We start from the raw sequence: 18768 nt of genomic DNA, 5'->3' as shown, positions 1-18768 counted from the left end.
AAGGTCATGGTATAATAGTCCTTGTACATACGATGATGAATAGTAAGGTGGCGGTGAAGAGCTTGTATCCAAAAATTAATGAAATTTTACACATCCAAATTGCCTCAGCCGATGAAAAAGAAGAGAGCAAGGAATACAAATCCCGTATAGCAGACATGGATGATCACAGTTTTTTGATTGAAGTACCAATGCAGCAAGGTAGCAGTCGTTTGAAAAGATTGTATTTCGGCGAAGAGCTGTCCATCTCTTATATCACTGAAGATGGCGTCAGACATTATTTCAATACGTACGTGACCGGATTTGAAGAAGATGTGGTAAGGCTTGTGCGTATACGCAAACCGCTGCCTGATGATATCTCGAAAATACAACGACGCAGCTTCCTTCGTGTTCATGCGAATCTTGAACTAGCCATTCAAGCAGAAGATCTGACTCGTGCCGTGGGGTTGACCGAGGATATAGGTGGCGGGGGATTGTCCATATATGGAGAACCAAACTTCCCGATTGCGGAAGGGCAAAAGTTGAATTGCTGGCTGCTCGTTCCTTATCGGAATTCAACGATTGAGCATGTGGCTTTCGAAGCTGAAGTGGTTCGTATTAAAACCCTTGAGTCTGGAAGACAGCTCTGTATGTTGAAGTTTACTCAGATCACAGATTCGGAGCGGCAAAAAATCATTAAGTTCTGCTTTGAACGGCAGCTGGATTATCGTACGAAGTAAGGGCACGTTTTTTGAATAAAAAGGAAATGTAGCGGGAAACGTAAGGGGAAAAACGGAGGTGCTTGGGTATGAATCACCGACGTACATCCCGAAGATATGAGCGTCTGTATTACGTGTTCTCCAAACGAATGGAAAGAAGACTCCTTCAGCTTATTGCCGTTTTATTCTTGTTGTTGGTGGTATACCAATTGCTGCTTCAGGTTCCATATTTCAAACAAAATGTGACCCGGATAGACCGAATGGAGGGGACACCAATTCACATGGAGTTTTCAACGAAAAGAGAACATCACTGAATTGGCTGTTTTTGCATCCATGTGTATAGTGTGGTATAATTTTCACGATGCAGGCAATGCCTGTTTTTTTATTGAGGCTTATCGTTTGAGGAGGAATGCCCCGTTGGCAAGCCAGAACACATCAGAGAACGGGAAGATGAACGTTGCAATTGACGGACCTGCTGGTGCCGGGAAAAGTACCGTGGCCCGATTGGTTGCAGAGGCGCTCGGTTATATTTACGTCGATACTGGCGCAATGTACCGTGCGGTAACCCTACACATGATTCGGAAAGGGATTTCTCCGGATAATGTATCAGAGGTACTTCAAGAAGCCCACAAACTGGTCATTGATTTACAGCCGGACCCGGGCGGACAGAAAGTGTTCTGTAACGGGGAAGATGTAACCTCGGAAATCCGCTCCCGTGAAGTTACGGGGATCGTGTCCCGATATGCGCAAATCGAGGGGCTGCGTTCGCAATTAGTGGATACTCAGCGGCAAATGGCTTTGCGCAAGGGCGTCGTTATGGATGGACGCGATATCGGAACGACAGTATTGCCCGATGCGGAAGTGAAAATCTTCATGACTGCCAGTGTGGAAGAGCGCGCACTTCGCCGCTTCAAAGAACTGGACCCCTCTGAAGGACTGACGTTGAAGCAATTAGAGCGAGACATTGCCACACGTGACAAATTGGATGAAGAGCGGGAAATATCCCCACTTCGCTGTGCCGAGGACGCAACTGTTCTTGATACAACCAAGATGAGTATTCATGAAGTGGTTGACAAAATCGTATCTTATTGCACAATGGTCAGAGGAGAGGTTGGTCTATGATTTACACATTTTGCAGCACAGTACTGCGGATCATTTACACCATTCTTTTCCGCCTGGAAGCAGTTGGACGGGAGAATATCCCCCAAGAGGGCGGCGTACTTTTATGTTCCAATCATATCAGTAACTTTGATCCTCCAACGGTAGGTATTAAAATTCGCCGGCAGGTACGCTTCATGGCCAAAAGTGAATTGTTTGATGTTCCGGTACTTGGCAAGATCATCAAGGCTGTGGGCGCGTTTCCCGTTAAGCGTGGAGGCGTTAGCAAGGAATCCATCAAAACTTCACTAAACATTTTGCGCAATGGTGAAGTGCTCGGCATTTTCCCATCCGGGAGTCGGCACAACGATGGAGGCATCGGCAAAAAAGGTGCAGCGAGCTTTGCTCTTCGGAGTGGTGCTACCGTTATCCCTACTGCTATTATCGGCAACTACAAGCTATTTCGTAAGATGAAAGTGGTGTATGGAGCACCGGTGAATTTGGACGAGTTTAAGGAAGATCCTTCTGGTGATGCACTGGAAAGAGCAACTGAAAAGATTATGTCCAAAATTAATGAGATGGTGAAAACAGGTGTACCGAGCAAATAATTTGCTCTTCGCCGAAAGTCTGAATGCATTATTTCCATATTTTTGAGGGAAACTAATCCAAGCCATTCAGCGTTGAAAGTGTTTTGAACTCTGCTACAGGCAGGTTTGAATATAATGGGGTTTTTGAATTGAGGAGGGTATTTGACATGTCGGAAGAAATGAAAAATCAAGAAGCAACCCAAGATGAGTTGGATCAATTCGTTTCCTTGAAAAAAGGAGATACTGTAAAAGGAACCATCGTCAAATTGGAAGATAACCAAGCCTATGTGAGCATTGGATATAAATATGACGGTGTAATTCCAATTCGTGAACTGTCCTCATTGCATGTTGACAGCGCGTCTGATGCAGTAGAAGTTGGACAAGAAGTTGAAGCTAAAGTACTTAGCATCGACGACGAGAAAGAAAAACTCGTTCTGTCCAAACGTGCAATCGACAGCGAAAACGCTTGGGATCAATTGCAAAAGCACTTTGAAGACCAAGATGTTTTCGAAGTTGTTGTAGCTGACGTGGTAAAAGGCGGTCTGGTAGCAGACGTGGGCGTACGCGGATTTATCCCGGCTTCCATGGTTGAGCGCCATTTCGTAGAAGACTTCAGCGACTACAAAGGACGCACACTGCGCGTTAAAGTGAAAGAGATCGATCGTGAGAACAACAAAGTGATCCTTTCCCAAAAAGACGTTCTGGAGCAAGAATTCGAAGCTAACAAAGCTGAGGTTATGGCTGGTCTGCAAGAAGGCCAAGTTATCGAAGGTACAGTACAACGTTTGACTCAATTCGGAGCATTCGTTGATGTAGGCGGAGTTGACGGTCTGGTTCACGTTTCCGAGCTCGCTTGGACTCATGTGGACAAACCATCCGATGTCCTTTCCGAAGGTGATAAAGTCAGCGTTAAAGTGCTGAAAGTTGACCCTGAAAAAGGCAAAATCAGCCTGAGCATGAAAGCTGTTCAACCAGGACCATGGGAAACAGCTGGCGAGAAATTCAACACTAGTGATATCGTAACAGGTGTTGTTAAACGTCTGGTTGATTTCGGAGCTTTTGTTGAAATCGCTCCTGGTGTTGAGGGACTTGTGCACATTTCACAAATTTCCCACAAACACATCGGCACTCCACACGAAGTGCTGAAAGAAGGTCAGGAAGTTCAAGTTAAGATTCTCGACATGAATCCTGCTGAGCAACGTGTAAGCCTGAGCATCAAAGAAACAGAAGAAGCTCCTGCCCAAGCGCCAAAAGCTGAAAGACCTGCTAGAAACAACGCTCCGCGTGAAGAAATCAACAACCCGAACGTTTCCTTGAGCAATCAAGGTATGAGCATCACACTCGGCGAACGTTTCGGTGACAAACTCAGCAAATTCAAATAAGTTATTCATGCATGGTTCTAAGTTATACTGCATATTTTGCTGAACAATAAAAGCAAGATCGGCGAGCCCCAGCGGGTTCGCCGATTGTTGTTATTGTAAGCATTCTTGGCATGAAAGGTTAGCCAAGACATGTGTTTTTTGCTATGATGAGTAACGTAAGTATGGACAGGAGGAGTGGAATGTATGGCAAGACCCGTTGTGGCAATTGTCGGGCGACCGAACGTGGGTAAATCCACTATTTTTAATCGGATTATCGGCGACAGACTGGCCATTGTGGAAGACAAGCCGGGTATTACCCGTGACCGGATCTACGGAATCGGTGAATGGAACGGTAAACCATTCAGTATTATCGATACAGGTGGTATCGAAATCGACGGCGAGGATGTCATTCTTAAATCAATTCGGATGCAGGCAGAGCTCGCTATTGAAGAAGCGGATGTTATTGTATTCATGTGTGATGCAAAAGCAGGAATTACGCAATCTGACGAAGAAGTCGCAGAGATGTTGTACCGCTCAGGCAAGCCCATTGTTGTAGCCGTTAACAAAGTGGATAATATTGGGCGCAGTGAGCTCATTTACGAGTTTTACGGATTTGGATTTGGAGATCCCATCGGTGTATCCGGGAGTCATGGTACGGGTATTGGTGATTTGCTGGATGCGATCGTTGAAAAATTGCCTGAACTTGAAGAAGAGACATACGATGAAGACGTCATCCGTGTTGCTCTAATCGGACGTCCAAACGTGGGTAAATCTTCATTGGTGAATGCCATTTTGGGTGAGGAACGCGTAATCGTAAGCGATGTAGCCGGAACGACGCGTGATGCCATTGATACCCCGTTCGAAAAGGATGGGCAGCGTTACGTGCTGATTGATACAGCAGGTATGCGTAAACGTGGTAAAGTGTATGAAACTACCGAGAAATACAGTGTTATGCGTGCTATGCGTGCCATCGAACGTGCTGATGTTGTTTTGGTCGTTATAAACGGCGAGGAAGGCATCATTGAACAGGACAAGCACATTGCAGGTTATGCATTTGAAGCCGGTAAAGCTTCCCTGTTCGTTGTGAATAAATGGGACGTGGTGGATAAAACAGATAAAACGATGAATGAGTTTGAGAAAAAAATTCGGGATCACTTCCTGTTTATGACTTATGCTCCCGTAGTCTTTTTGTCAGCCAAAACAAAACAACGCTTACAAAAATTGCTTCCTGTGGTAACTCGTGTAGCCCAGCAGCATGCTATGCGTGTTCAGACGCATTTGCTTAATGATGTTGTATCTGATGCCGTGGCTATTAATCCACCGCCTACAGACAAAGGACGCAGAATGCGGATTAACTACGTTACACAGGTTGCTGTCAAACCGCCGACCATGGTTATTTTTGTAAACGATCCGGAATTGATGCACTTCTCTTATGAGCGTTACCTGGAGAATAAAATCCGCGGAGCGTTTGATTTTGAAGGTACGCCAATTCGCATATTTACTCGGAGGAAGTCCGACGAAGGTTAGGGGAGAAGTTTGTGATCTTACCAATCGCAGCGATTGTACTGAGCTATCTGCTCGGTTCAATCAGCTTTAGTGTCCTCCTTGCAAAGGCAATACGGGGGATCGACATTCGTCAGCATGGCAGCGGAAACGCAGGCGCTACCAATACATTGCGAATATTGGGTAAAGGACCGGCTATTCTTGTGCTGCTGTTGGATGTCCTTAAAGGTATTGCAGCTGTATGGATCGGAGTGTGGCTCAGTAACGGCTCCGAGTGGATTCCTGCAATTTGCGGTATAGCAGCGATTGCAGGACATAACTGGCCGCTCTACTTCCGATTCCGTGGGGGAAAAGGAATTGCAACAGCAATTGGCGTACTCGCCACTCTTGCATTCGTTCCTGCAGTTTCTGCCGGAATTTTTGCAATCCTGTCCATCGTTTTGACACGTTACGTTTCACTGGGTTCTCTTATTTTTGTAGCATTAACACCAATCTTCATCCTAGTGTTCCCGGGATATTCCATGAATCTATTCTGGGGAAGTCTGATTATTTGTCTGTTTGCTTTTTGGAGACATCGCACCAACATTGCGAAGCTCGCCAGAGGACAGGAAAATAAATTAGGAGCTAATAAACCTGGGGGTGGAAAACGCGTTGTCTAAAAAAGTTGCCGTCCTGGTCGCAGGCAGTTGGGGGACCGCTCTCGCAAGTGTGCTGGCCGCCAATGGGCTGGAAGTGACGATGTGGACACGTGGTGAAGAGCAGGCCGCCGAAATTAACAACCAGCATCGGAACAGTCGTTTTCTACCTGGTGCAGAGTTATCACCTCGCATTCAGGCAACGACTAATATGGGGGATGCCGTTCAAGGGGCATCGGCCGTTTTGATTGTTGCGCCTTCCTCAGCCATGCGTTCGGTAGTCAACCAATTCAAGGCGTATTATACGTCAGACATGTTAATAATCCATGCAACCAAGGGATTTGAAACGGAAAGCCTCAAACGGATGTCGACGGTGATCTCTGAGGAACTTGAATGCGAAGAAGGACATATCGTTGTACTTTCGGGTCCGAGTCATGCGGAGGAAGTGGTCAAACGCTGTCCTACAACAGTGGTTGTGGCTTCACTCGACAAAGCCGCAGCAGATGCTGCTCAGGCATTATTCATGAATGCCTATTTCCGTGTGTATACGAATCGGGATATGCTTGGCGTGGAGCTGGCAGGTGCCTTCAAAAATATTATCGCACTTGGTGCAGGGATGTCGGATGGCCTGGACTTCGGAGATAATGCAAAAGCCGCTCTATTGACTCGTGGATTGGCAGAGATCACCCGGATTGGCGTGGAGATGGGAGCAAACCCGCTTACGTTTGCGGGCCTCGCAGGAATCGGTGATTTGGTCGTTACCGCGACAAGCCAACATAGCCGGAACTGGCGGGCCGGTTCCATGCTGGGACAAGGACAAAAGCTGGAGGATGTACTGAATTCCATGGGAATGGTCGTAGAAGGAATTCGTACGACAAAAGCAGCCTATTTTATCTCCCAGAAATACGGAGTGCAGATGCCGATTGCGGATCAACTATACCATGTTCTCTTTCAGGATCGTGAGCCGCGTGATGCGGTTGAGGCACTTATGGGCAGAGATCCCAAGACCGAAATGGAAGTTATGAAACTGGAAACATGGGAACAGTGGCACTCCTGATTCTCCATTGCTTTACTCACCAGAAATAAAGAAGCTCATTCACCTTTTCATCGCTACACTCATACTATACACATGAGTATTGCCGGAGGAGGGGAGACGAATGGGTAACAACATTTCTAAGGATGCACTGAAAGCGATCAATAAAAAGACGGGCAAAACAATTACAGAAGGTGCTGTCAAGAAATTGGCGAGCACAGTAAAACCGTCCACCATGCAAAATGAAGCTCAGCTTCGCCAATTGATTAAACAAGTATCCGCCATGGCGAAAGTTCCGGTATCTGAAGATACGGTTCAGGATATTGTAAGTGCGGTCAAAAAAAGTGGACTGAATCCAAACAGCATGGAATCATTAATGAAGATGATGATGAAAAAATAATAGATCGTTTTTGCTTCTGCAACGTGGGTAAGCAAGACAAAAAGATGAGTCAGCTAAGGCTGGCTTTCTTTTTGTCTTTTTTTTGGAAAAGTCCTCTGAATTTCGTGTTATAATAATTTCAATTGTCACCGTGTCAGTGATGAATAACAGATTGAAGGGGAGACTGCTGGATTATGAGCGCAATGGACAAGATGTGGCTGTCATTGGTTGCAATTCTGATAATGGGATTGTCTGTATTCCTGATCACCTTCGCGAGAGCCAAAACCAAAGGCTTTGTGCGAGGGATCCTGTCATTAATCGCGTTTCTGATTATGCTGATTGGTTTTTTCGGCGGAATTGCATCGCTCACTTGATCTTATTCTTGCGTGCAGCTTTAACATCCGCATATGTACACCAGAGAACTGACACAATGAAAACGGATGAAGGGAAGGTGAGCCGGTTGGGACCGCATGGAACAGAGGGCCTTACAGAGCGCTATCCGGAATTGCACGCTGCGTTGCTGGAAACGGCAAAAACCTGGAATACAGTACCTTATACTTGGCTTCTTGGGGGGAGCTGTGGACTGCTGCTGCAGCAGGTCGAGTTGCAGCAGGCTCCCAGAGATATTGATGTGTACGCCGATCTGGCTGCTGCACATGGGCTGCATCATGCTGCCCCAGGAATTGCCCTGGATAAACCGTTGATAGATCGAACAGGGCCATACGCTTCATTGCTGAGTCATTATCAAGTCGGAGAGTGTTCGCTTGAACTCGTAGGTGGCTTTGAAGTATGGTCCAGGCAGAGCTGGTACCGGGTTGAGATTGAACAACTGCTGATTCATCATGCGCCTCAGGCTCAAATTGGTTCTTACACGTTAAGATTGATGCCCCTTGCTCATGAGCTGCTTTTTAATCTGCTGAGAGGTCGAGCTGACCGTTATGAGGCTATTGCCGAAGCAATCCGGAAAGATCCACAGCTTCATCAGTCCTTACTGGCTTCATTGGGTAAGCATAATGTGTGGACAAGCCGATTCTCCGCTGAGGTAGAAGAGTTGGTTGGTTTTACATGGACTTCATAGCTGGGGAGGCAAGAGGATGGAGCACACGATTACATTTTTACCGCAAAATAAGAGCATTCGCCTAAAAGCGGGAGTGAACCTGCTCAGTGCCGCACGCCGTGCAGGAGTGAAGATTCCAACCCGTTGCGATGGAAAAGCCGCTTGTCTAATGTGCAAGGTCAAAGTAGATGGTGATCAGCTGCAGGCGCTGCACCCCCCTACAGATGCTGAACAACGGAAACTGGGTTCCCTGCTGGAAGCAGGAACTCGTCTTGCTTGTCAGGCCAAGGTGAGGGGATCAGTGTCTGTTCATGTTCCGGAGGATCCACTCAAAGCTGCGATACGTAAGCAGTTGGAACGCCAGCAGCAGGAGAATGACGATTGGTTCTGAAACTTACCTGAATGGAGCTCAATTGGAATGGGTTGTCCCGTTGGTCTCTTCAGATTCAAGGAGGATGCGGATGAGCGAAAACAAAGATAGACTCTTCATCAGTTTAGGGCAGAGGTACGGGATTCAGGGAGTCCGCTGCCTTCTCTTGATTTTAATGCTTGCTATAGTAAGTGGCTGCATGTATCCAACCCAGGGTAACGATGATCCCAAAATTGCATACAGGGAGAGTGTGAACCGGATACAGAGTGCTGTAGAGGCATTTCAGAAGGATCAGGGGATTCTGCCCATGATTAATGCGGATATGGATACACCAAAATATGAAAAATTCAGAGTGGATCTGCCGAAGCTGAAACAGCAAGGTTATCTGGACGAGATTCCGGGTACTGCCTTTGAAAGTGGTGGGAGCGCTTACTTCCTTATTCAAAATGAAGAGGTAGCACCCACTGTAAAAGTAATGGACTTGCAGACGGTACAGAAGGTCAATGATGTACAGCGCATGGTTAACCAGTATAAATCAGTACATAACGGCAAACTGCCTGTCGGAGAGGAATTGTATACCGGTCTGTATGCTGTAGATATGAAACAAGCTGCTCAGGCAGGTGCTCCAGAGGTTACACTGAACAGTGTATATTCCGGTCAGGAGTTACCATTTATCATGGACGGTGAAGGCAATGTGTACGTAGATTATGCCTTCGATATCATGCAGGCGGTAGAAAAATCGGATCGTTCTCCTGTGGAGGGGGATGATGTGCGCGAGTATTTGCTGGAGCACTCCCATTTCGTTCCTGTAAAATCGGTTAGTTATACGTGGCAGAATAATGCCCCAGTGGCACAAGAAAAACCATAGATGAAATGCACCAAAAAAGAGATACTCCTTATTAAGGAGTATCTCTTCTATTTTATTGTTGCATTACGTTCTCAGGAGCTTCAAAGAACCAGATCAGATAATACGTTAGACCTCAACCTTGTAATTCAACATAAGTTCATCGCCGGACATTCCACGAATGCCCCAGTGTGCACGTGGTGTCTCGAAAATAGTAATCTCCAAATCATGGAAAGGCAACTGGAGTTTTTCATGTATTTGTTTATATAACTGCTGGATTAAATCTTTCTTTGTTTCCATAGATCTTCCTTCGAACATGCTGATTTCAACAATGGTGTATGCTGCTGATCGATCTGGCGGGTACTGAAAGTTCTCCGAATCCATGAGGAAGTAACGTTGGAATTTTTTGTTCTCAGGCAGTCCCAGCACATCCATCAGAACGGAATGAATTACGATAGCAAGCTGTTCTTTCATTGGATTTAACTGCTCACGTATACCGAAAACTTTAATCTGTGCCATGCTCATCTCACCTTTCTCATCTCGTTTTCAATCTAACTCAGCTCGGCTCTAAAACCATGTTTTCTTCACAGTATACCTCTAACTCCAAGTGTACGATACCCCAAATAGAAATGAATGAAACCAGCATAAATGCGACCAGGTGTTCATAAAGTAGATTGAAATAATGACGCGCAGTCCGAGAGCGGGGCGACTTCCCTGAGCTGAAGACCTGAGAAAAAAACAAAAAAACGCGTCATATTGCTGCATACGGATACATAAGATGATACTAGTCCAATTGCATGTACGAGTTAACGCCGCTTTCGCCGGTTTCATCAGAATGCAACGTTCGGCGGCGGACGACTTCCGGGCACTCACAAAGGCGGCTCTACCGTTGCAGGGATTTCAGTCTTCTGATTGAAAAAACGAAGCGGATGCTCTTTAGCATTTTTCCTTCGGAGTAATTTAGGGAGGGGATTTCATTGGAGAAAGTGGACATTTTTAAGGACATAGCTGAGCGGACCGGAGGGGATATCTATCTCGGGGTTGTCGGCGCAGTCCGGACGGGGAAATCAACATTTATTAAACGATTCATGGAAACGATCGTACTGCCAAACATCGCAAGCGAGGCTGATCGTGCCCGTGCAGTGGATGAACTTCCACAGAGTGCAGCAGGCAAAACGATTATGACCACCGAGCCGAAATTCGTACCGAATAACGCAGTCCAGATCAAAGTGGCTGAAGGGCTCGATGTTAATGTACGTTTGGTGGATTGTGTAGGGTACGCTGTGGAGGGTGCGAAGGGCTATGAGGATGAAAATGGTCCACGCATGATCTCCACGCCGTGGTTCGAAGAGCCGATCCCGTTCCAGGAAGCAGCGGAGATTGGCACGCGAAAAGTCATTCAGGAGCATTCCACATTGGGTGTGGTGGTTACCACAGACGGCACCATTGCCGAGATCGCCCGTAGTTCCTACGTGGAATCCGAAGAACGAGTCATTGCCGAACTGAAAGAGGTTGGCAAACCGTTCGTACTGATCATCAACTCTACCCGTCCTCGCAGTGAAGAGGCTCTTCAATTGCGAAGCGAATTGGCAGCTAAATATGATATTCCGGTAATGACATTAAGCGCGGCCACCATGACGGAAGATGATGTGACAGGCGTGCTGCGTGAAGTCCTGTATGAGTTCCCTGTTCATGAGGTGAATGTGAATCTGCCGAGCTGGGTTATGGTCCTGAATGAAACCCACTGGCTGCGTAACAACTACGAAAATTCCGTGCGCGACACGGTGAAGGACATTCGTAGACTGCGTGACGTGGACCGGGTTGTATCCCAGTTCATGGAGTATGAGTTCATTGACCGCGCAGGACTCAGCGGCATGAACATGGGCCAGGGTGTGGCCGAAATTGATCTGTACGCACCTGATGAATTATACGATCAGATCCTCGTGGAAGTGGTCGGCATTGAAATCAGAGGCAAGGATCATCTGCTGCAGCTGATGCAGGAATTCTCTCATGCCAAACGGGAATATGATCGCTTCGCTGAAGCCTTGGAGATGGTCAAAACGACCGGATACGGCATTGCGGCACCTTCGCTTGCTGAGATGGCACTGGATGAACCCGAGCTTATTCGCCAAGGCACCAAGTTCGGTGTGCGTTTGAAAGCAACTGCACCATCCATTCACATGATCCGGGTCGATGTCGAGTCCGAGTTCGCACCGATTATCGGTACGGAGAAGCAAAGTGAGGAACTGGTGAGGTACCTGATGCAGGACTTCGAGAACGACCCAATCAAGGTGTGGGATTCAGACATGTTTGGTCGCTCACTGCATTCCATCGTGCGCGAAGGGATTCAGGGCAAGATCGCCATGATGCCGGACAATGCAAGATACAAATTGCAGGAGACATTGGGACGTATCATCAACGAAGGTTCAGGCGGCTTGATTGCCATCATTCTGTAAGACAAAAGACGACCACAAGGCCATCCTTGTGGTCTTTTTGCTGTATGATTTTAATTTCCTATAAACGGTACTACTGGATGTATACTACATGCTACAAGAAAAACTTAGCGAGTTTTAGCTTTAAATTGTTAAAACCCATTTACATACTGGGGATTAGCCGTTATATTAATATTCAACTATTGTGATCAAGGTCACTGAGAGTGCACGAATAGGGGGAGACAGAGATGAAAAAGAAAGATACAAAATGGGTATGGTTAAGTGTTCTGCTTGTATTTACATTGGCACTGTCCGCTTGCGGGATCAAAAAAGAACCAGCAGCAGCTCCAGCTTCCGGAGCATCAGAGGACAAGCCCAAGACGGAGGCAGTGACGGGCCCGCTTAGTGGTAAACGAATTGCCCTAATCATGGAATTTAACACGGGCACCTTCTCACAGCAGTATGTACAAGGCGTAAAAGAGGAAATTGAGAAATTCGGCGGTGAGCTAACTACGTTTGTTGCTGATAATGATAAAGCCAAAATGGTTTCTTTGCTGGACAGCGCAATTAACCAGAAGTTCGATGCAATCTTGACGGATCACGGGGACTCGCTTCTGGAACCGGGTGTGAAAAAAGCAGTAGAACAAAACATTCCGGTAGTAGTCTTCGATGCAGCCATCCAAGTACCAGGGGCAACCGTACTGTCTCAGGATGACCAGAAGATGGCGGAACTTACACTGGAACAAATGAAAAAGGATATTAACGGCCAGGGGAATATCGTGAAAGTATGGGTGGCCGGATTCGCTCCTATGGAACGCCGCCAGATTGCTTACGGCGAATTCATGAAGGAGAATACGGACATCAAGGAGATTGCCACATTTGGCTCAGCGCAAAACCCTGCTCTGGATACACAAGCCAAGATGGAAGCGATTCTGAAACAATACCCGAAAGGCGAAATCACAGCCGTGTGGGCTGCGTGGGATGAGTTTGCCAAAGGTGCTGCACGTGCAATCCAGCAAGCGGGTCGTGACGAAATTAAAGTTTACGGCATCGATATGAGTGATGAGGATTTGCAAATGATTCAGGATCCGAAAAATCCTTGGGTTGCTTCCGCAGCGGTAGACCCGACAGACATTGGACGTGTTCAGGTACGTTACGCTTATCAGAAACTGAATGGTGATGAGACTGAAGATCAGGTGGTCCTTAATCCGGTTTATGTTCAACGCGAAGCACTGCCTGAGACACAAATCTCTACTTCCGAATTGTCCCAATATGTTGAGGGTTGGGGAGGAAGTACACAGGGCATCAAGGATTGGATGGCGGAATACGGAATCACTGCTAAATAAAGCAGCGTTAGAAGGCGCGCCGGAAGGTGCGCTTTTTTCGCAGGCAGGTATGTAAAACAAAAGAATTGTAGGATAGCATGACTCCCTGGAGGAGGGATTGGAGGTCTACATGATGACAACAGCACCGATTTTGCTTCAAATGGAACATATTCATAAGCAGTTTGCCGGCGTTCCTGCGCTGAAAGACGTTGATTTCTCTGTAAAAGGTGGAGAGATTCATGCACTGCTTGGCGCCAATGGAGCAGGGAAAAGTACTTTGATGAAAATTCTGTCGGGTGCCTATCAACTGGATCAGGGCCAGATTCGTTTAAATGATCAGCATTTACGTCTAAATTCACCGGGGGACGCTAAGGCAAACGGAATTCACTGTGTCTATCAGGAGGTTGACGCTGCACTGGTACCGCAGCTGACGGCTGCAGAGAACATTATGCTGGACCAGCTGGCTTCTCCAGTTGGTGGATGGTGGAAAAGCCCGCGTAAGCTCCAGCAGCGTGCTCTTGAGGCACTCACAGAATTGGGAGCAGACATTGCAGTTCAGAAAAAGGTAGCAGACCTTACCCTTGCAGAGAAACAGATGATCCTGCTGGCACGCATCCTGATTCAGGATGCCAAGGTGATTATATTTGATGAACCGACTGCTCCGCTGAGCCAGGAAGAAACCGATGCCTTTTTCCGGATTGTTCATTTGTTAAAAGAACGGGGAGTAGCTTGCATTTTTATAACCCACCGGCTTGCTGAGGTGACTGGGCATTGTGATCGAGTGACCGTCATGAGAGACGGGCAGCATGTATTTACGGGTGAGGCGCGTGGACTAACTGTCAATGATCTGGTCACACAAATGCTGGGCAAGCCATTCGAAGAGGAATTTCCGAAGACGGAAGCACCTATAGGCGAGGTAATCTTTGAAGCACGTGGACTGCACCGGGGGATCAAGGTGAAGGGGGTTGAGTTGTCTGTACACCGTGGTGAGGTTCTGGCTGTTGTCGGTCTGGTCGGTGCGGGCAAAACGGAATGCTCCCGTCTTCTGATTGGAGCAGACCAGCTGGAGAAAGGGGATATTCGTTTACACGATAAACCGCTTCGCTTCTCACAGCCGGCGGATGCTGCAGCTTCAGGCATTGTTTCCGTACCCGAGGAACGTCGCAAGCAGGGGATTCTCATTCAGGAAAATGTGGAACGAAATTTGAGCCTGCCCTTGCTCGGACGTCTTAGTACATTCGGATTCGTGAGTCGCAAAAAGGAGCGGGAGAACGCGGAATCCCTGGTTCAACAGCTTGGCATTAAAACATCTTCGGTACGTCAGGAAGTGAAGTATCTGAGCGGAGGTAACCAGCAGAAAGTAGCTATTGGCAAATGGCTGAATGCAGACGCTGATGTCTTTATATTTGATGAACCTACCAAGGGCGTGGATATTGGAGCCAAAAGTGACATCTTCCGTATCATTAACGAGCTGGCTTTGGCAGGCAAGGCGGTCATCTATTTCACATGTGAGCTGGACGAGGGGCTCGGTATAGGAGACCGCATTGCAGTGATGTGTGAAGGGAAAATCGTAAAAGAATTCAAGCGTGGCGAGACCAACCAAGAACAGCTGCTATACTACGCAAGCGGTGGACAAGAGGTGCAGGTATGAAGGACAAATCTATGGATTTTGCGTTCCGTTACGGGGCGATTATTGTTATTATCGGAGTTATTGCTTTTTTTGGCATCAAGTTGCCTTATTTTTTTACTTACAGTAATCTGACTGACATTCTGGGATCGATATCGATTGTGACTTTTGTTGCCATCGGTGTAACGTTATCTCTCATTGTGGACGGTTTCGATCTCTCGGTTGGGGCTACCGTCTCATTGACGACCGTTGTAACGGCATCGTTAATGATCTGGTATCAGCAGCCGCTCGCCGTTGTCATTATTGTTCCGCTCGTGATCGGTGCAGTCATTGGCCTCCTGAATGCTTTGCTGATTGTAAAACTGCGCATTCCTGATCTGCTCGCCACGCTGGCGACCATGTACATCATTGGAGGTATTCACAAAACTTACGCGCAAGGGTACACCATTTATAATCATATGCAATTTCCTGATGGCAGCAAGGCAGCCGGAGAGATGGATCCTACGTTCTTGCTGATTGGTCAAGGAAAATGGCTCGGCATGCCTATATCGGTTATCCTCCTGCTCGTTGCAGTCATTGGTGTTCATATCTTTTTGACGTATACGAAATACGGACGCCAGATGTACGTTACTGGAGGCAATGAAGAGGCGGCGCGCTTGTCCGGAATCAAGGTGAAAAAGGTGCGTACGCTTGCTTATGTGGCTGCTGGCGTGTTTGCTGCAATAGGGGGCATTATTTACGCCTCCAAAGTGGGATCAGGACAGATTGATGCAGGATCTCCGTTGTTAATGGAATCCGTAGCAGCTGTGTTTGTAGGGTTCTCTGTCTTCGGTGCGGGGAAACCAAATGTTATCGGAACCTTCATTGGTTCAGTTCTGATAGGGGTACTGGTGAACGGTTTAACCATGATGAATGTTCAGTATTTTACTCATGACATTGTAAAAGGTGGCGTCCTCGTGCTTGCCCTGGCGGTGACATTTTACGTGCTAAACCGCAACCGCACTTGAAATTGTGTGCTGTCTGTATTAGTATAAAATTTGTTCCGCGTCTGAAACGCGCTTGGTTTCAGGCGGCATTCTGCCGGAAATGACTGTTGACCGCAGGCGGATAATTGTGTTCATCACGCTCAAGATGTACGTAGATTTTTTGCGTATGAACGTATATTTCGCTTTAAAACGGAAACACAGTATAACATTCAGGACATTGATTCAGGAGGTGAAAACAAATGAACAAATCAGACTTGATTACACACGTGTCCGAAGCGACTGAATTGTCCAAAAAGGATGTAACGAAAGCGGTTGATGCCGTATTCGAAGCAATCTCTGAGGCTCTTCAAAGCGGAGACAAAGTACAATTGGTTGGTTTTGGGAACTTCGAAGTTCGCGAGCGTTCTGCACGCAAAGGGCGTAACCCGCAAACAGGTGAAGAAATCGAAATTCCTGCGAGCAAAATTCCTGCATTCAAACCAGGTAAAGCGCTCAAAGACGGAATTAAATAAGATTTCTACATATTCCATATGTCAAAGAAAGGACCGTGACTCGTTCACGGCCTTTTCTTTTGTCTTCTAACGATATGCCTCGCTGTTTTTTGTGTCCTCAGGGTCGTCCGGTTGCTTGCTATAAGCGATCAATATCAGATCTTCTCCTGCTGATTCCGAAAGGTGCTGTTCAATGTCCTGTAGCTGATGAATGTGCTCGTCTGTCAAGGTTGCAGGGGTGTACTTCATGCAGAGGCTCCTTTCTATGGAATGTATACTGTAGTATGACCCGGTTCCCATAGATTATTGCAGCTTAACAAGCAAAACTCAGTTGACAAATGAATCAATCTTAATCATCATTAACGCTATTGAACAATTAGGAGAGGGGACGCTACGTAATGGACCATCCAACCGGCAGTGATTACATTGTCATTAAGGCAGAGGAAAACGGAGTTCAGGTCATCGGTTTGACGCGAGGACAGGACACGCGTTTTCATCATACCGAGAAGCTGGACAAAGGTGAAGTCATGATTGCCCAGTTTACGAATCATACTTCCGCGATCAAAATCCGCGGCAAGGCTACCATGATTACAAAGCATGGCCAAATAGAATCAGAATAAAAAGACGAGTTAAGAGTCTGTTGCATCAGAGCTAAGCGTCGTTTTACGGAAATCTCCTGCCTGTTCACGAAGTGGATTGGGGTAGAGCCGATACTTTGGGTATGAACGAAAAATTGCAGGCATAGCCTGCTTTTTTTCATTGTACAATGAGGTATGAGCCTTTACCGGACAGACTACACTAACATGTAAAGGCAGGGAGGCGTTTATGAAACCGCGGATGATCGTGACGGCTTCGCTGCTGGCAACGGTTGCAGCAGTTTTCCTGTTGGTTGCTGTGCAAACCTTACATATGCGAACATTGGGCGGAGAGCGGGTACAGCCGGTATCTGCAGCTGAGCAAAAGCTGGAACTGTCTGACGAGAATTTGGTGGACGTGCTGAGCTCCATGCATTTGACTACACCGATTGCAAAAGTGGAGTGGAAGCAGTCCATTTTGAAACTGGATCTGAAGGTGACAGGTACCGGAACAAGTTACACCGAAATCTATGATAATATGGCAACAGTGGCCGAGCTTGGATTTCACGGTCTTGATAACGTAGAGCAAATACTGCTTCGTGTCATGGCAGAAGATGAGTGGCTGCACAAAAGGCATCTGCTGCTTGCTGCAGATATACGAAGAAATGAGTGGCCAACAGATGCAATCGAAGCACTTCGAAATTGGAAAAGCCCCGTCCTATCCGGTGAAATAAAAGAATGGTTTCACATCATGGAGACCGATCTGTGGAAGAAGCAATTCGAATTGTTGAACGAAGGGTAATAGAATAGCAGGATTCAGTGCGTGTCTGTTCAACATATGCTATAATATATAAGATTGTAGTGCAGAAATGGTTTAACAATGCAAAGGCTCGGAGGCTGAGAATGAATTCATATCGCGTACCCCAACTAGCAAAAAAATATACGGATTACGACATGATTCGACAACATACGGAAATACCACCGTTTCCGGATAGCCGGGCTCGTCTGCTGCAGGCGTTTGTGGGCCGTACAGATGAAAAGGAGCATGATGAGTTGTATGCTCTGGCTACCTCGCTCGTCCAGCTGGCCATGGATACGCATGATCGAATTGATACGATCTCCGGGGATCGGAAAGAGCAGGATATGCGCTCACGCCAGTTGAACGTTCTTGCTGGTGATTACTTGAGCAGTCGCTTTTATCAGCTGCTTGCCCATGCGGGTCGTATTGAGATGATCGGCAAACTCAGTGGCGCCGTATCTGAAGTCAACGTGCGCAAGATGACGCTGTATGATCGGATGAAAAAGCTTCTCGTTTCGGCTGAAGAATACTTGCGTGAAACGGTACAGCTGAAGATGCAGCTGTTTCTTTCTTTTGCGGACATGATCGAATCAAAGGAACAGAAGCTATGGGAGAGTCTTCTTGCCGAATTCAGCTTGTGCGAGACCGTTGTGGAAGAGCTGCAGCGAATGAATGACGCGAAGAAATTCAGCCATAGCTATGCTTTCTGGCATATATACAAGCAAGGTACAGCCGATGAGCGGAACCTGATTGTCCAGCCGGAGCCAGATATGCGGGCATGTGGGGCCATGGCAGTGAAGTATCAAATTGATGGGCTTCTGCTGGACAGGCTTCGTGAAAGTACAAACCGCATAAAGCAATTGCTTCAGGAAGAACAAGACCAGCGGGGATTAGCTGAGCTGTATGCCATCTTGGAAACCTATTTGGGTTATCTGGAGCCTTCACACGCAGCAGTAAGGGAAGATTGAGGG

The 18768-nt window shown here is 47.0% G+C and carries 23 protein-coding genes; 21 read left to right on the top strand and 2 right to left on the bottom strand.

Annotated elements, in window-relative coordinates:
* The first annotated feature begins 62 nt into the window (after nucleotides 1-62).
* The 13 genes from AC3RCI_RS19120 (at nucleotide 63) to AC3RCI_RS19060 (ending at nucleotide 9586) form a co-directional block, all read left to right on the top strand.
* Nucleotides 63-716, top strand: coding sequence for a flagellar brake protein (locus tag AC3RCI_RS19120; protein ID WP_095292911.1), 654 nt, complete (start codon nucleotides 63-65; stop codon nucleotides 714-716).
* Nucleotides 717-784: 68 nt separating this feature from the next.
* On the top strand, nucleotides 785-1009 hold the full coding sequence (locus AC3RCI_RS19115; protein WP_492472598.1) for a hypothetical protein: 225 nt from the start codon (nucleotides 785-787) through the stop codon (nucleotides 1007-1009).
* 103 nt (nucleotides 1010-1112) lie between these two features.
* Nucleotides 1113-1817 (top strand): (d)CMP kinase, encoded by a 705-nt coding sequence (gene cmk / locus AC3RCI_RS19110; protein ID WP_095361940.1) that lies wholly within the window; start codon nucleotides 1113-1115, stop codon nucleotides 1815-1817.
* Nucleotides 1814-2401 carry a lysophospholipid acyltransferase family protein gene (locus AC3RCI_RS19105; protein WP_127540251.1) on the top strand — a complete coding sequence of 196 codons (588 nt, stop codon included), beginning with the start codon at nucleotides 1814-1816 and terminating at the stop codon, nucleotides 2399-2401. The genes cmk and AC3RCI_RS19105 overlap by 4 nt, the downstream gene beginning before the upstream one ends.
* A gap of 146 nt (nucleotides 2402-2547) precedes the next feature.
* Entirely contained in the window at nucleotides 2548-3762 is a 1215-nt protein-coding gene (gene rpsA, locus AC3RCI_RS19100) for a 30S ribosomal protein S1 (RefSeq protein WP_095292903.1), read from the top strand.
* Nucleotides 3763-3945: 183 nt separating this feature from the next.
* Nucleotides 3946-5268: a ribosome biogenesis GTPase Der gene (gene der, locus AC3RCI_RS19095; protein ID WP_095292901.1), complete on the top strand. Its 1323-nt coding sequence runs from the start codon at nucleotides 3946-3948 to the stop codon at nucleotides 5266-5268.
* Between the two features lie 11 nt (nucleotides 5269-5279).
* Entirely contained in the window at nucleotides 5280-5903 is a 624-nt protein-coding gene (gene plsY / locus AC3RCI_RS19090; RefSeq protein ID WP_127540253.1) for a glycerol-3-phosphate 1-O-acyltransferase PlsY, read from the top strand.
* The gene (locus AC3RCI_RS19085; RefSeq protein WP_336780730.1) at nucleotides 5896-6936 is read left to right on the top strand and encodes an NAD(P)H-dependent glycerol-3-phosphate dehydrogenase; all 1041 of its coding nucleotides are present in this window, start codon (nucleotides 5896-5898) and stop codon (nucleotides 6934-6936) included. Before plsY ends, AC3RCI_RS19085 begins: the two co-directional genes overlap by 8 nt.
* 100 nt (nucleotides 6937-7036) lie before the next feature.
* The gene (locus AC3RCI_RS19080) at nucleotides 7037-7312 is read left to right on the top strand and encodes a stage VI sporulation protein F (protein WP_056696692.1); all 276 of its coding nucleotides are present in this window, start codon (nucleotides 7037-7039) and stop codon (nucleotides 7310-7312) included.
* A 173-nt stretch (nucleotides 7313-7485) separates the two neighbouring features.
* Nucleotides 7486-7665 carry a DUF2768 family protein gene (locus AC3RCI_RS19075; RefSeq protein WP_095292896.1) on the top strand — a complete coding sequence of 60 codons (180 nt, stop codon included), beginning with the start codon at nucleotides 7486-7488 and terminating at the stop codon, nucleotides 7663-7665.
* A gap of 56 nt (nucleotides 7666-7721) precedes the next feature.
* Nucleotides 7722-8369 (top strand): hypothetical protein, encoded by a 648-nt coding sequence (locus tag AC3RCI_RS19070; RefSeq protein ID WP_336780731.1) that lies wholly within the window; start codon nucleotides 7722-7724, stop codon nucleotides 8367-8369.
* A 16-nt stretch (nucleotides 8370-8385) separates the two neighbouring features.
* Nucleotides 8386-8739 carry a 2Fe-2S iron-sulfur cluster-binding protein gene (locus tag AC3RCI_RS19065; RefSeq protein ID WP_153979195.1) on the top strand — a complete coding sequence of 118 codons (354 nt, stop codon included), beginning with the start codon at nucleotides 8386-8388 and terminating at the stop codon, nucleotides 8737-8739.
* Between the two features lie 70 nt (nucleotides 8740-8809).
* Complete coding sequence (locus AC3RCI_RS19060) at nucleotides 8810-9586, top strand: YphF family lipoprotein (protein WP_492472600.1); 777 nt, start codon at nucleotides 8810-8812, stop codon at nucleotides 9584-9586.
* A gap of 105 nt (nucleotides 9587-9691) precedes the next feature.
* Here the strand turns inward: AC3RCI_RS19060 and AC3RCI_RS19055 are convergent, their stop codons facing one another.
* Complete coding sequence (locus AC3RCI_RS19055) at nucleotides 9692-10081, bottom strand: tautomerase family protein (protein WP_492526007.1); 390 nt, start codon at nucleotides 10079-10081, stop codon at nucleotides 9692-9694.
* Between the two features lie 458 nt (nucleotides 10082-10539).
* Here AC3RCI_RS19055 and spoIVA point away from each other — a divergent pair, with 458 nt between their 5' ends.
* The 5 genes from spoIVA (at nucleotide 10540) to AC3RCI_RS19030 (ending at nucleotide 16444) form a co-directional block, all read left to right on the top strand.
* The gene (spoIVA, locus tag AC3RCI_RS19050; protein WP_127540262.1) at nucleotides 10540-12018 is read left to right on the top strand and encodes a stage IV sporulation protein A; all 1479 of its coding nucleotides are present in this window, start codon (nucleotides 10540-10542) and stop codon (nucleotides 12016-12018) included.
* A gap of 224 nt (nucleotides 12019-12242) precedes the next feature.
* Nucleotides 12243-13340: a sugar ABC transporter substrate-binding protein gene (locus tag AC3RCI_RS19045; protein ID WP_095292884.1), complete on the top strand. Its 1098-nt coding sequence runs from the start codon at nucleotides 12243-12245 to the stop codon at nucleotides 13338-13340.
* Nucleotides 13341-13452: 112 nt separating this feature from the next.
* The gene (locus AC3RCI_RS19040) at nucleotides 13453-14970 is read left to right on the top strand and encodes a sugar ABC transporter ATP-binding protein (protein WP_492529949.1); all 1518 of its coding nucleotides are present in this window, start codon (nucleotides 13453-13455) and stop codon (nucleotides 14968-14970) included.
* Nucleotides 14967-15953 (top strand): ABC transporter permease, encoded by a 987-nt coding sequence (locus tag AC3RCI_RS19035; RefSeq protein ID WP_095292881.1) that lies wholly within the window; start codon nucleotides 14967-14969, stop codon nucleotides 15951-15953. The genes AC3RCI_RS19040 and AC3RCI_RS19035 overlap by 4 nt, the downstream gene beginning before the upstream one ends.
* A gap of 218 nt (nucleotides 15954-16171) precedes the next feature.
* Nucleotides 16172-16444 (top strand): HU family DNA-binding protein, encoded by a 273-nt coding sequence (locus AC3RCI_RS19030; RefSeq protein ID WP_024630670.1) that lies wholly within the window; start codon nucleotides 16172-16174, stop codon nucleotides 16442-16444.
* A 66-nt stretch (nucleotides 16445-16510) separates the two neighbouring features.
* Here the strand turns inward: AC3RCI_RS19030 and AC3RCI_RS19025 are convergent, their stop codons facing one another.
* On the bottom strand, nucleotides 16511-16672 hold the full coding sequence (locus AC3RCI_RS19025; RefSeq protein ID WP_336780735.1) for a hypothetical protein: 162 nt from the start codon (nucleotides 16670-16672) through the stop codon (nucleotides 16511-16513).
* A 149-nt stretch (nucleotides 16673-16821) separates the two neighbouring features.
* Between AC3RCI_RS19025 and mtrB the strand changes: the two genes are divergently transcribed.
* From mtrB to AC3RCI_RS19010, 3 genes are all read left to right on the top strand, one after another.
* Nucleotides 16822-17043, top strand: a complete 222-nt coding sequence (gene mtrB / locus AC3RCI_RS19020; protein ID WP_095292880.1) for a trp RNA-binding attenuation protein MtrB — start codon at nucleotides 16822-16824, stop codon at nucleotides 17041-17043.
* 205 nt (nucleotides 17044-17248) lie between these two features.
* Nucleotides 17249-17800 carry a hypothetical protein gene (locus AC3RCI_RS19015; protein ID WP_153979189.1) on the top strand — a complete coding sequence of 184 codons (552 nt, stop codon included), beginning with the start codon at nucleotides 17249-17251 and terminating at the stop codon, nucleotides 17798-17800.
* Between the two features lie 101 nt (nucleotides 17801-17901).
* Complete coding sequence (locus AC3RCI_RS19010; RefSeq protein WP_492526005.1) at nucleotides 17902-18765, top strand: heptaprenyl diphosphate synthase component 1; 864 nt, start codon at nucleotides 17902-17904, stop codon at nucleotides 18763-18765.
* The last annotated feature ends 3 nt before the right edge of the window (nucleotides 18766-18768 follow it).

This window comes from Paenibacillus sp. MT124 (assembly GCF_058792755.1).
This window is presented reverse-complemented; position numbering and strand designations above follow the sequence as displayed.